This is a genomic window from Priestia sp. RMT2NF4 (genome assembly GCF_047872835.1).
GTDB lineage: Bacteria > Bacillota > Bacilli > Bacillales > Bacillaceae_H > Priestia > Priestia zanthoxyli.
Genome location: NZ_JBLQZO010000001.1, coordinates 581,769 through 593,901 on the forward strand (window position 1 = coordinate 581,769; position 12,133 = coordinate 593,901).

The 12,133-nt window shown below is 35.7% G+C and carries 12 protein-coding genes and 1 riboswitch; of the genes, 10 read left to right on the forward strand and 2 right to left on the reverse strand.

What is annotated here, in order from left to right; all coding sequences use genetic code 11:
• The first annotated feature begins 15 nt into the window (after positions 1–15).
• From ACMX9J_RS02890 to ACMX9J_RS02905, 4 genes are all read left to right on the forward strand, one after another.
• Entirely contained in the window at positions 16–444 is a 429-nt protein-coding gene (locus tag ACMX9J_RS02890) for an SRPBCC family protein (RefSeq protein ID WP_416225394.1), read from the forward strand.
• The gene (locus ACMX9J_RS02895; RefSeq protein ID WP_028413311.1) at positions 445–780 is read left to right on the forward strand and encodes an ArsR/SmtB family transcription factor; all 336 of its coding nucleotides are present in this window, start codon (positions 445–447) and stop codon (positions 778–780) included.
• Between the two features lie 184 nt (positions 781–964).
• The gene (locus ACMX9J_RS02900; protein WP_416225395.1) at positions 965–1,753 is read left to right on the forward strand and encodes an MBL fold metallo-hydrolase; all 789 of its coding nucleotides are present in this window, start codon (positions 965–967) and stop codon (positions 1,751–1,753) included.
• 125 nt (positions 1,754–1,878) lie between these two features.
• Positions 1,879–2,748: a GNAT family N-acetyltransferase gene (locus ACMX9J_RS02905; RefSeq protein WP_416225396.1), complete on the forward strand. Its 870-nt coding sequence runs from the start codon at positions 1,879–1,881 to the stop codon at positions 2,746–2,748.
• Positions 2,749–2,913: 165 nt separating this feature from the next.
• Here ACMX9J_RS02905 and ACMX9J_RS02910 read toward each other — a convergent pair whose 3' ends face one another.
• Positions 2,914–3,717, reverse strand: coding sequence for an alpha/beta fold hydrolase (locus ACMX9J_RS02910; RefSeq protein WP_230683506.1), 804 nt, complete (start codon positions 3,715–3,717; stop codon positions 2,914–2,916).
• A 334-nt stretch (positions 3,718–4,051) separates the two neighbouring features.
• Here ACMX9J_RS02910 and ACMX9J_RS02915 point away from each other — a divergent pair, with 334 nt between their 5' ends.
• The 6 genes from ACMX9J_RS02915 (at position 4,052) to ACMX9J_RS02940 (ending at position 9,832) form a co-directional block, all read left to right on the forward strand.
• Positions 4,052–5,020, forward strand: a complete 969-nt coding sequence (locus ACMX9J_RS02915) for a rhodanese-related sulfurtransferase (RefSeq protein WP_033579013.1) — start codon at positions 4,052–4,054, stop codon at positions 5,018–5,020.
• A gap of 221 nt (positions 5,021–5,241) precedes the next feature.
• Positions 5,242–6,099: an SMP-30/gluconolactonase/LRE family protein gene (locus ACMX9J_RS02920; RefSeq protein WP_047750939.1), complete on the forward strand. Its 858-nt coding sequence runs from the start codon at positions 5,242–5,244 to the stop codon at positions 6,097–6,099.
• Between the two features lie 221 nt (positions 6,100–6,320).
• Positions 6,321–6,683: a group I truncated hemoglobin gene (locus tag ACMX9J_RS02925; protein WP_257042627.1), complete on the forward strand. Its 363-nt coding sequence runs from the start codon at positions 6,321–6,323 to the stop codon at positions 6,681–6,683.
• 141 nt (positions 6,684–6,824) lie between these two features.
• Positions 6,825–8,261: a 4-hydroxyphenylacetate 3-monooxygenase, oxygenase component gene (gene hpaB, locus ACMX9J_RS02930; protein WP_416225397.1), complete on the forward strand. Its 1,437-nt coding sequence runs from the start codon at positions 6,825–6,827 to the stop codon at positions 8,259–8,261.
• A gap of 148 nt (positions 8,262–8,409) precedes the next feature.
• Complete coding sequence (locus tag ACMX9J_RS02935; RefSeq protein WP_416225398.1) at positions 8,410–9,216, forward strand: DUF817 domain-containing protein; 807 nt, start codon at positions 8,410–8,412, stop codon at positions 9,214–9,216.
• 55 nt (positions 9,217–9,271) lie between these two features.
• Positions 9,272–9,832 (forward strand): hypothetical protein, encoded by a 561-nt coding sequence (locus ACMX9J_RS02940; RefSeq protein ID WP_048020863.1) that lies wholly within the window; start codon positions 9,272–9,274, stop codon positions 9,830–9,832.
• A gap of 30 nt (positions 9,833–9,862) precedes the next feature.
• Here ACMX9J_RS02940 and htpG read toward each other — a convergent pair whose 3' ends face one another.
• Positions 9,863–11,740: a molecular chaperone HtpG gene (gene htpG, locus ACMX9J_RS02945; protein WP_154988755.1), complete on the reverse strand. Its 1,878-nt coding sequence runs from the start codon at positions 11,738–11,740 to the stop codon at positions 9,863–9,865.
• 210 nt (positions 11,741–11,950) lie between these two features.
• A riboswitch (ZMP/ZTP riboswitch) is annotated at positions 11,951–12,029 on the forward strand.
• Positions 12,030–12,133: the final 104 nt, after the last annotated feature.

Here is a 12,133-nt window from a genome sequence, read left to right on the forward strand (position 1 = left end):
AGAATGAAGACAACGATGAATGATAAAAGTGTAGTAGAAGATGTAAAACAGATGATAATATTTAACGCGCCGATTCAAAAAGTTTGGGATAAAGTAGCAACCGCAGAAGGGCTCCAACAATGGTTCATGCCTAATGATTTTCAGCCTCAGGTAGGATATGAATTTCATTTGCAATCGCCTTTTGGACCATCTCAGTGTAAAGTATTAGAAATAGATGCACCAAACTATCTTTCTTTCTCTTGGGATACGGATGGATGGGTCGTTTCGTTTACCTTAAAAGAAATGGGTAATCAAACTGAATTTACGCTTATTCATAGCGGCTGGAAAGAAGCTGAAACACTTCTTGAAAAAGCAAACGAAAAGAGTTCAGTGGTACGAGATAGAATGAGCTACGGGTGGACTAGTCTCGTGAATGAAAAACTTCGAAAGGTTGTTGAAAACTAAATGACTTCATCAGCTGCCAAGCATGATATCTTTCAAGCCATTGCTGATCCTACTCGAAGAAAAGTACTTGAGCTGCTTTCTGAAAAAGAATTGCCTATTTCAGAAATAACGTCCCATTTTTCAATAAGCCGTACCGCTGTTGTCAAGCATCTTCATATACTTTCAGAAGCAGACCTAGTCCATGGACAAAAAAAAGGCAGAGAAAAAGTGTATCATCTTCAGCCAGAGCCTTTGAAAGAAATAAAAGATTGGCTTTCTTACTACGAACAATTTTGGACAAACAAATTATCTATTCTTCAGCATATTGTTGAAAGAGACGAAGAAAGAAATCAATAGAAAAAGCATAAAAACGTTTTTTATAAGGAATATAGCAAAGCCAGTCGTTAAAAAGACTGGCTGTTTTACATAAAAGCTGGTTTTATTCTAGAAGGACAAATAAAAGAAAGATGCAGAACACCATAGGGCATTTCTTAAAATAAAAAGATAGACCTTTAGAAGAAAAAAAGGAGGAAACAGAGCAATGAACAAGCTTTTATTTTATGGGACGAGCGATGCTCAAGGAGTGCCTCGATTATTATGTGACTGTAAAGTATGCGCGCAAAAAGATCCATTAAATCAGCGCACAAGACCTAGTGCACAGTTCACACTGGACGGTAATGTGTGTTTGATTGATGTATCACCTGATTTTAAACATCAATTTCATTTATACAATAACAAAAAAATCCCTTCTACCGTGTTTATTACTCATCCTCACAATGATCATGTTGCTGGTTTAGGGGATTTAGCCGACTTATGCTACTGGAATAATGTAAGTACAGAAGTCGTAGGAGCGCCTGAAGTCATCAATGAGTTAATCAAAAGATTTCCTTATCTCGCAAAAAGAAAAGGGCTTACCTTTAATGGCACGTTAAAGTGGGAAAGCGGAGAAACGGCCATTACGTTTCATAAAGTGAATCACGGATTTAACGGTCATTCCTACGGCATTGTGGTTCATCAAAAACAAGGCGCACGCTGGGCGTATGTATCCGATTCTTTTAATGTGACAAAAGAACAGTGGGAGCCTTTTTACCACTTAGATTTACTGATATTCGGTACATCTTTTTGGAAAGAATATCTTCAAAAAGAAAAAAGATCCGTATATGATGTGACAGAGGCAATGGAGATTAAAGTGAAGTTACAGGCAAAAAACATGGTGTTCACTCATTTATCACACGATATTGATATCCCAAAGCACGCTGAGATGCTTTTAGATAAAAACGTAAGCTTTGCCTATGACGGACGCGAGATTTCATTACCTTATTTGTGTTGAGATTAATTAATATCATATAGAATAATAATTTCAAACTAGGAAGGTAAAAGAGGTTAATAAGCAGGGATAGCTTGAAGTAGGAACGAACACGACACTAAATTGGAGTTAAAGAAGGGGATAGTGTTATGGATGCTATTATAGAAAAACCAAATAACCTCGGTGAATTATCTCGATTTCTATCAGAAACAAATAGTCAGAAAACATCACATATTGGTTATTGTGGTGAAAAAGAAGAAGAAATCTACCAGACATTAAAAGAAGATTTTATTAGTGACGAGGGTGATATTAAATTTTTAATCGCTAGAAATAGGACAGGAGAAATTTTAGCGGCTATTGGATTTGATATCGAAGAAACGGTAGCAGAAGTGTGGGGACCTTTTAATAAAACATCTTCTATTTATTTGCAATCTCAATTATGGAAACAGTTAGTTAATGAAAATCCTTTGATTCAAAAATTTCATTTTTTTATCAATGAAGAAAATGAGCTGCAACAAGTATTTATGAATGAAATAAAAGCAAAAAAGACTGGTGAACACTTGATCTTAGAAATTAAAGAACAAAATTTTGATAAAGTTATTGAAATGAAAAGCGAGCCATTTAAACATAGTGATTTTCAAGCATTTGAAATGCTGCATAACGCAATGTTTCAAAATACTTATTATGATGGAAAAACAATTATTGAGAGACTTAACGATAGAAATATGTTAAAGATACTTAAAAATGTGTCTAATGAGTTGCAAGGCTATGCGTACTTTGAAGTCGATACTGAAATGCGAGAGGCTTCATTGGAGTATATTGGTGTTTCAAAGAATGCTCAGAGTCAAGGTCTAGGAACGAGGTTGTTAAAGGAAGTTTTAACAGAGATGTTTTCATTTCCACAAATTAATGAAATTAAACTAACCGTTGATAGAGCAAATAGTCAAGCAAATCGAGTATATATGAAAGTTGGTTTTGAACCAAAAGATATTCTTATAAGTTATCGCCTCAAACTGTAAAAGAGTTAAGTTCAATGAGGGCGGAGAACATTAAGTGTAAAAGCGCTCGGATTTTTTTCGAGCGCTTTTACTTACCATTTATATTGCTGATTTGTAGTTCTAACTTATGCTTCTTTCTATCAACCGAATCCGTTAGAAACAAGGCAATTCTTTTTTTGTTGTAAATTAGATACGCTCGATAAAATCACTCACAACTTTGTTAAACCGATCGCTTTCTTCTAGAAAAGGGCAGTGGCAGCTGTTCTCAAAAACTTCAAGTACAGAACCTGAAACCAGCTTTTGAATATGCCTTCCAGCCGCTACAGGAATGAGTTTTTCTTCTTTTCCAAAGCACAGTAAAGTAGGAATTGTAATAAACGGGAGGAATTCTCGATAGTCCACAATGGATTGATCAAACAAAATAGCACTAGCTATCGACTCGGGCATTTTCGTTACTTCTTTCATAATCCAATGTTTATCTTTTTCAGTTAATTCATCCTTAAACATAAGCGGAATAAAACTTTCTAATGTACTTGTTCGATCAAGCTGAATACCTTGCATAAGCGAAATAAGGGCAGGTAAATCAAATGCACCGATTGGAAAGTCTGACCATTTAAAGTCTGAAGCCATTTCATCTACAATAATATTCCCTTTTACATTTTCTTCACCAAATTGTTTCAAATATTCCCACACAACAAAAGCACCCATCGACCAGCCTACTAATATGACGTCTTTTAATCGATTATTATTTATAAACTCATGCACATCGCGAGCATAAGTGGAAATTGTGTGACCATATGGAGTATGACTTGAATTTCCATGTCCTCTTAAATCCAAAAGAATAGTTTGATACTGTTTCGAAAAAAAAGAAAGCTGGTTGTGAAAAAAACGACTGCTCATCCAAACTCCGTGAATGAAAATAATAGGTGTTCCTTCCCCTTGTTGTTCATAGTATAAAGTTGCACCGTCTTTTAATGTATAAAAAGGCATCATTTCCGCCTCCAATCTCAAAGGTTCATATCTCATCATGTATGCGCAGAAAAGCTCAGGTAGAACGTATCTCCGCAAGAAAATGTTCATAAAAAAACAAATCCTAGAAGTGTTCGCCTTGATATGTTATACTATTACAGGCTTAAATACTGTATGTTTTTGAAACAATCATTCACTGTAATACTTTTTAGATAGAAGCATCCTCATAAAAAGGATGTTGTTTTTGTCGTAATGTACCTTTAAGTAATGAATTGTTACCATCAATTCGGTTCACAATAACCGACCTACATGCATTATATCTTGCAAATATAAACAGATAGGTGGAAGAAGCAACATGACTGAAAGAAAACCATATCAAGTACTACTATATTATTTGTACACTCCAATTGAAAACCCTGAAGAGTTCACAGCTCAGCACTTGGCATTTTGTAAAGAGCTTGAACTAAAAGGACGCATTTTAATTGCGGCTGAAGGGATCAATGGAACAGTATCAGGAACAGTTGAACAAACAGATAAATACATGGAAACGATGAAAAATGATCCTCGTTTTGAAGGTATTGTATTTAAAATAGACGAAGCAGATGAACATGCGTTCAAAAAAATGCACGTGCGTCACCGCAAAGAATTAGTAACTCTTCGATTAGAAGAAGATGTGAATCCTCTTCGCGTAACGGGTAATTACTTAAGCCCAAAAGAATTTTATCAAGCGATGCAAGATGAAAATACGGTCGTAATCGATGCACGAAACGATTATGAATACGATCTAGGCCACTTCCGAGGAGCTGTTCGTCCGGATATTCAAAACTTCCGTGAGCTTCCTGAATGGATTCGCGACAACAAAGATCAGTTTGAAGATAAAAAAATCTTAACGTACTGCACAGGCGGTATTCGCTGTGAAAAATTCTCTGGATGGCTTCTTGAAGAAGGTTTTGAAGATGTAAGCCAGCTTCACGGAGGTATTGTAACATACGGAAAAGATCCAGAAGTACAAGGTGAACTATGGGATGGTCAGTGCTATGTATTTGATGAGCGCATCAGCGTACCAGTTAACCAAAAAGAGCATGTGATTGTCGGGAAGGATCACTTTACCGGCGAGCCTTGCGAACGTTATGTTAACTGCTCAAACCCAGAATGCAATAAGAAAATCTTAGCTTCTGAAGAAAACGAACACAAATATTTACGCGCTTGTTCACATGAATGCCGAGTAAGTCCCCGTAACCGCTATGTAAAAGAACATGGTTTAACAGAAGAAGAATTTGCAGCACGTGTTAAAGAGTTAGAAAACGAACACGTAACTTTATAATAAAAAAACAGCACGCTATATACAGCGTGCTGTTTTTTTATGAAAAGATTCTCTTGTAACCTAGTGTTTAGAGAATAACCTAGTGTTTAGAGAAGGTTATGCAACGGGTATTTATAAAAAGGAAACATATTCCTGTTTTTTTGTTTTGCATACTTAAAGGAATATTTTTTAGAAAGCGATTAAAAAACGGTTGTACATAAAAACAACAAAGGAGCTTGAAAATGGAAGCGAAAATTGAAAAAAAGTACGATGGACGTTTACTGGAAGGACCCCTATGGGATGAAGAAAATCAAAGATTAGTGCTAGTAGACATTTTAGATAAAAAACTTCTTACGTACGATCCAAAAACGACAACATTAGAAGATATGGATCTTCCTTCAGTTGTTACAAGCGTTTCTACAACCAATCATTCAAAATTGGTCGTCTCCACTCGTAATCAGCTGCTTTTAGTGGATAAAAACAAAAAGAATCATGAAGAGTATATCCGTTTAGATACTCTTGAAAAAAACATGCGTTTTAATGACGGGAAATGTGATCCATATAATCGCTTTTGGATTGGCACGATGAGTGAAGAAGATGAAGAAGGAAAAGCCCAGCTGTACGTAGTAGATGAAAAAGGTGTAATTAAGAGTGCTAAAGAAGGATTAAGCGTGTCAAACGGGCTAGCTTGGAATCGAAGAGGAGACAAATTCTTTCTGGTTGATTCCCCAAAAAATAAAATTATGTCTTATTCATTTTCTAAAGAAACAACAAGGCTCGAAGATGAAAAAGTGGTGATTGACCTTTCAGATATAGACGGGTTTCCTGATGGAATGACAATTGATGAGCACGACCGACTGTGGGTAGCGCTTTGGGGAGGTTCGAAAGTTATTTGTGTAGATCCAGAGAAAGGAGAAATTATAGAATCTATTCATCTTCCTGTTTCCAATGTAACCTGCTGTACATTTGGAGGAGACGATTTACAAACTTTATTTATCACCACAGCTAAGGAAGAAGAAAAATACGAAGAAGCTGCCGGCTCTCTTTTTTCATGCCGAGTAGGAGTAAAAGGCTTACCGGCTTATACTTACGTATATTAGACCAGCACTTATCAAAATGTAATGATTCAGACCAGTAACGATAGATATTAAATGCAGTTTCTACAACTCCTTTGCACTGCGCTCATTCCCTTTACATTTTATTCACTATGAGGAAGAGGAATAAAACATGACGATAACGAATTCCCATAAAGAAGCCTTTCAAAGAATATGAATACTTGTATTGGGTAATAATGGTTAAAGGTACAAAAGGAGGAATTGTTTTGGAACAAACATTGTATGAAAAAGTGGGCGGACAAGAAGCGATTGAAAAAGTAGTAGACTATTTTTATTCTGAGCTTGTTTTAAAAGACGAAACAGTTAGTCACTTTTTCGAGCACACGGATATGGATAAACAACGTCGACATCAAGCTAAGTTTATAAGCTTTGCCTTAGGTGGACCGAATCAATATTCAGGAAAGTCGATGTCCAAAGCGCATGCAAATATGAATATTCAGCCCGAACATTTTAATGCAATTGCTAAGCATCTTCACGATGCACTTGCTCACTTTAATGTTGAAGAGCCTGATATTGACCAAGCATTAAGTAAAGTTGAATCCCTAAGAAATGATATTCAATATAAATAAATCATAAAAAAAGAAGGTTATTGTGACCTTCTTTTTTTTATGCGCAAAGCTGTGATGTATGAAGGAAACATGGAAAAGACATCGTAATATGATAAAAATGCAATAGGTGAAAATATTTATCGAAAGTCTGGGAGTGGGAGTATGTCAGCAATTAATGGGAAGCAATACGTAGAGAGAATCAATCAATTAAAAGCAAATGTATGGGTTGATGGCAAACTCGTAACAGGCAATATATCAGAACATCCGGCTTTTAAAGGAGCCATTAACAGTCAAGCTAAACTTTATAATCTTCAGCATGATAAAAAAATTAAAGATATCATGACATACCAATCTCCGGATTCCGAGGATTTTTTTGGTACATCTTATTTACAGCCTACAACAAAAGAAGAGTTAAAAAAGAGACGAGAGATGACTCAGCAGTGGGCTCGCTTAACTCACGGTATGATGGGGAGAAGTCCAGATTATATGAATACTGTATTGATGGCTTTTGCATCCTCTGCAGAACTCCTGAGAGGAGAAGAAAATTGCTTTCCTGAAAACATCATTTCTTATTATGAATATGTGAGAGAGCACGATTTATCGCTCACTCATACATTCATCGATCCTCAAGTCAATCGAATCCAATTTTATTACGAGCAAAACGATGAACCGATAGCAGCAAAAATAGTTGATAAAAACAATGAGGGAATCGTTATCCAAGGTGCGAAACTGCTTGCTACACAGGGTGGCATGACGGATGAGCTGCTCGTACTGTCTTCAGCGGGCATTCAAGGAAAAGAAAAAGGATTTGCTTTTTCGATTCCAAGTAATACAAAAGGAATTAAATTTATTTGTAGAGAATCATTTGCAGGAAAAGATTCGACGTTTGATTATCCATTAAGTTCTAGATTTGAAGAAATGGATACAATTGTTGTCTTTGACCATGTATTAGTACCGTGGAACCGCGTGTTTTTCTATGAAAATGTAGACGTATCAAATACATTCCTTGCTTCTAGTTCCTTCTCAGCTTTTGCACTGCATCAAGTAACTTCAAGGAGAATTGTCAAAACAGAGTTTGTATTAGGAATTATACAATCTCTGATTGAAACCATTAACATTACGGACTATCCGCATGTACGAGAAAAAGCAACAGAGCTTATTATTGCGTTAGAAACGATGAAAGCTCTCGTGATGAAAGCAGAAGAAGAAGCGGAGATTGATACATGGGGATACATGCGTCCGAATGAAACTACACTTCGTATTGCCGCAAATATATTTTCAAAAACATATCCTACCTTTACAGAGATTATCCAGCTTTTAGGTGCAAGCGGACTAATGGCAATACCAACGGAAAATACGTGCCGCTCGTTGGTTAAAGAAGATATTACGCGTTATTTGCAAGCTAAATCAAGAGGAGCAGAAGATCGAATTAAGCTTTTTCGGCTAGCATGGGACTTAACTATGAGTCCGTTTGGCACAAGGGAAACACTGTATGAACGTTTTTTCTTTGGAGAGCCTGTACAGTTAACCAGTTATCTGTACTTATCTTACGATAAAGAGCGCTATGTACAGAGAGTAACCGATTTTTTGAAAAGTTAACGGAGAAAACGAATCTCCGCTGGATATGATAGTTTAGTTGCAAAAACAGCGGAGATGCTTATTGAATAAATTTGAAAAATCTGCAATAATTTTCAGGTAATCATTTCTGTGAACACACTAAAGAATACTATAAAGATAGGATGTTACAATGAAGCAATTAATCTATTTTGGTTTAGAACAAGCAAAATCCTGCGTTTTTCCTGTTATTATTTTTCTGACATTGGCTATGACAAAAATAATTGAAGTACCGTTTATTTCTAGATATGACCTTATTTTATTAGTCTGTCTAGGAACTCAAGTTTTAATGGTGGCGTTTAAACGAGAAACGCTTGATGAAGTAAAAGTCATTGCAGTATTTCATTTAATTGGACTAATGTTAGAACTTTACAAAGTTCATATGGGCTCATGGAGCTATCCGGAAAAAGCTTTCACTAAAGTCTGGGGAGTTCCGCTGTACAGCGGATTTATGTATGCTAGTGTAGCCAGCTACATGTGCCAAGTGTGGAGAAGGCTTGAATTAAAGCTTACGAATTGGCCTTCTACGTGGATTGTCAGTATACTAAGTATGGCTATTTACCTTAATTTTTTCACACATCATTTTATTTACGACTTCCGCTGGTTTTTAAAACTTTTTACTTTACTTATTTTTTATCGAACTTTTGTATATTTTACGGTTAACAAACGTACATATCGCATGCCTTTAGTATTGTCTTTTGTACTGATTGGCTTTTTCATTTGGATCGCTGAAAATATCGCAACATTTTTCGGAGCATGGCAGTATCCAGATCAACAGCAGCAGTGGACAATGGTTCATATAAGTAAAATTAGCTCTTGGCTTCTTCTTGTGATTGTTAGTTTCTTGATTGTTGCTTTACTAAAGCATTTAAAAGAAAATCAAAACCAATGTAAACAAAGGGAAAAATCAAAAGAAACAAACGAAATATATGAAAGATAGAAACATAACTATGTACATGCTGTTAATATAAGGTACAGAATCTTTGGAGGCTTATATGCAAGAATATATCTTTTATCTTCCCTATTTTAAATCAGCGGGAAAGACCGTAGCAGTTACAAATGAAAATGGAGAAAATGTCGGACAACTTAAGAGAGTGCATAAAAACATGTGGACTAAAAGTATTGATTTTTTAACTCGTGATGGACTTCCAGTGTTAGATTCTATTTCTTGGTTTCCTATCTTTTCCTGCGGCTTAAAGGTACATGTACAAGTTCAATGGGAAGGAAGAACGGTGTTTATTGATCACGTGAAAAAACACCGGTGGGTGATAAAAGAAAATGGAAAAATAATAGGGGATCTATTAGGTAAAGGAATAATTAAAAACGAAGGAGCACAAGAAATTAGATGGGGAAATAACGTCTACATGTTAAGCAGTCATGAAGCCGTAGAGGAAGCGTGTATTTTTAATCAAAAAAGAGAAAAAGTCGCGGAGTTTAAATCAGACCTTTTTCATTTTAAACAAGGAAAACACTCAATAAGAGTAACAGAAGAACTGCCCGTACCCATTTTTATCGCTTCTTACTATATAACTACTTTTATTATGCCATACATATAATCAGGCGCAGAATGATTCTGCGCCTGATTTTTATATCATGATTTTACAAATATCATTTGTGAATTCAACGGGATCACTAATAGATAAGCCTTCAATTAAAAGAGCTTGGTTATATAATAAATTTGTATAAAGGTCTAGTTTCTCTTTGTCATTTTCAAATGCATCTTTTAAAGAAGCGAATACATCATGATTTACGTTAATTTCTAACACTTTTTCTGCTTTTACATGCTGATTGTCAGGCATAGCACTTAAAATTTTCTCCATTTCAATCGTTACTTCACCATCAGCTGATAAGCAAACGGGGTGTGTTTTTAAACGTTTAGACGCGCGCACATCTCCTACTTTTCCCGCCAAAGCTTTTTTCATATAGTCAAATAGCTCTTTATTTTCTTTTTCCTCAGACTCATTGAGCTGTTCTTCTTCTGCTTCAATCCCTAAGTCACTGCTCGAAACAGATTTAAATTCTTTTTCTTCGTACGTCATTAACATTTTAATCGCAAATTCATCGATATCTTCTGTAAAATACAGAATTTCGTATCCTTTATCTGCAACCAATTCTGCTTGAGGAAGCTTTTCAATTCGGTCGTACGATTCTCCTGATGCATAATAGATATACTTTTGATCCTCAGGCATGCGCGATACATACTCGTTTAGTGTTACGAGCTTTTTCTCTGTAGAAGAATAGAATAAAAGCAGGTCTTTTAATACATCTTTGTTGCTGCCAAAGTCACTGTAAACGCCGTATTTTAGCTGGCGGCCAAATGATTCATAAAACTTCTCGTACTTTTCACGTTCGTTTTTAAGCAAGCTTTTTAATTCGTTTTTGATTTTCTTGCCGATGTTTTTGGCAATCAGCTGAAGCTGGCGGTCTTGCTGCAAAATTTCACGTGAAATATTAAGAGATAAATCTTCAGAATCTACCATACCTTTTACAAAGCTAAAGTAGTCTGGAAGAAGATCTGCACATTTATTCATAATTAAGACTCCGTTTGAATACAGTTCAAGCCCTTTTTCAAATTCTTTTGAGTAGTAATCAAACGGACTATTTTCTGGAATAAATAAAATGGCATTGTAGCGAATCGTTCCATCCACATTAATATGAAGGTGAGTGAGCGGTTTATCAAATCCGTAGCGCTTTTCTGAATAAAACTGCTCATAGTCTTCTGAAGTCAATTCATTTTTGTTTTTCTTCCAGATCGGTACCATGCTGTTGATAACTTGTTCTTCTGTATAATCTTCTAGCTCGTTATCAGAACCTTCTTTAGGACGTTTTTCCGTTATGTCCATTTTAATCGGGTAGCGGATAAAGTCTGAATACTTTTTAATGATTTCTTTTAAACGATACTCTTCTAGATACTCATCATACGTTTCATCTTCTGTATTTTCTTTAATTTTTAAAATAATTTGAGTTCCGACCGTTTCTTTTTCGCAAGGTTCGATTGTATAACCATCAGCACCAGTAGATTCCCATTTATAGGCTTCATCGCTGCCTAACGCTTTACTAATTACGGTTACGACATCTGCCACCATAAACGCTGCGTAAAACCCAACGCCGAATTGGCCGATAATCGTGTGCCCATCCTTTGTTTCATTTTCGTTTTTAAATGCAAGAGAACCGCTTCTCGCAATTGTGCCCAAGCTGCTTTCAAGCTCTTCCTGCGTCATGCCAATTCCAGTATCCGTAATGGTTAAGGTACGGTTAGTTTTATCGGGTGTTACTTTTATGTAATAGCTTTCTTTGTTAAAACGCAAGGAGTCGTCTGTTAAAGCTTTGTAATAAATTTTATCAATTGCATCGCTTGAATTTGATAGAAGTTCTCTCAAAAATACTTCTTTTTGAGAATAGATGGAATTAATCATCATCTCTAATAATCGCTTTGATTCGGCTTTAAATTCTTTTTTTGACATAAGAAGTTCTCCTTTCCAAATAGGGCTTACAAAATAATTAGCACTTGAATAGATAGAGTGCTAATCACTCTTTTTATTTAACATGTATTAGGGTATTTGTCAATATATTAGGAGATTCACCAAAGAGATTAAAAATTAGACTGAAAAAAGCAAACTTTTAAAAAAAGGTTGAACGTTCTGAAAGAGTTTGCTAGAATATACTTAATTTCAAAGACTATATGTGACTGGCGAAACGCGGATAACCGTGAGGAAGCATATAGTGACGTAGCCGTTCGCCTGGGCAGAGGTAAGGGATTAATACATATCTCTTACCTCTTTCTGTTTAGGGGGAGAGGATATAGAAGTTATCAGACATGTAGGCTAAAAAACCAGACTTTTAAAAAAATTAAAAAT

What these genes read in the sequence shown, in the direction of transcription:
- ACMX9J_RS02900 (WP_416225395.1), top strand. Translation starts at nt 965, where the DNA reads ATGAACAAGCTTTTATTTTATGGGACGAGCGATGCTCAAGGAGTGCCT.
- ACMX9J_RS02910 (WP_230683506.1), bottom strand. Translation starts at nt 3,717, where the DNA reads ATGCCTTTTTATACATTAAAAGACGGTGCAACTTTATACTATGAACAA.
- ACMX9J_RS02940 (WP_048020863.1), top strand. Translation starts at nt 9,272, where the DNA reads ATGCAAGAATATATCTTTTATCTTCCCTATTTTAAATCAGCGGGAAAG.
- hpaB (WP_416225397.1), top strand. Translation starts at nt 6,825, where the DNA reads ATGTCAGCAATTAATGGGAAGCAATACGTAGAGAGAATCAATCAATTA.
- ACMX9J_RS02895 (WP_028413311.1), top strand. Translation starts at nt 445, where the DNA reads ATGACTTCATCAGCTGCCAAGCATGATATCTTTCAAGCCATTGCTGAT.
- ACMX9J_RS02890 (WP_416225394.1), top strand. Translation starts at nt 16, where the DNA reads ATGAATGATAAAAGTGTAGTAGAAGATGTAAAACAGATGATAATATTT.
- ACMX9J_RS02905 (WP_416225396.1), top strand. Translation starts at nt 1,879, where the DNA reads ATGGATGCTATTATAGAAAAACCAAATAACCTCGGTGAATTATCTCGA.
- ACMX9J_RS02935 (WP_416225398.1), top strand. Translation starts at nt 8,410, where the DNA reads ATGAAGCAATTAATCTATTTTGGTTTAGAACAAGCAAAATCCTGCGTT.
- ACMX9J_RS02920 (WP_047750939.1), top strand. Translation starts at nt 5,242, where the DNA reads ATGGAAGCGAAAATTGAAAAAAAGTACGATGGACGTTTACTGGAAGGA.
- htpG (WP_154988755.1), bottom strand. Translation starts at nt 11,740, where the DNA reads ATGTCAAAAAAAGAATTTAAAGCCGAATCAAAGCGATTATTAGAGATG.
- ACMX9J_RS02915 (WP_033579013.1), top strand. Translation starts at nt 4,052, where the DNA reads ATGACTGAAAGAAAACCATATCAAGTACTACTATATTATTTGTACACT.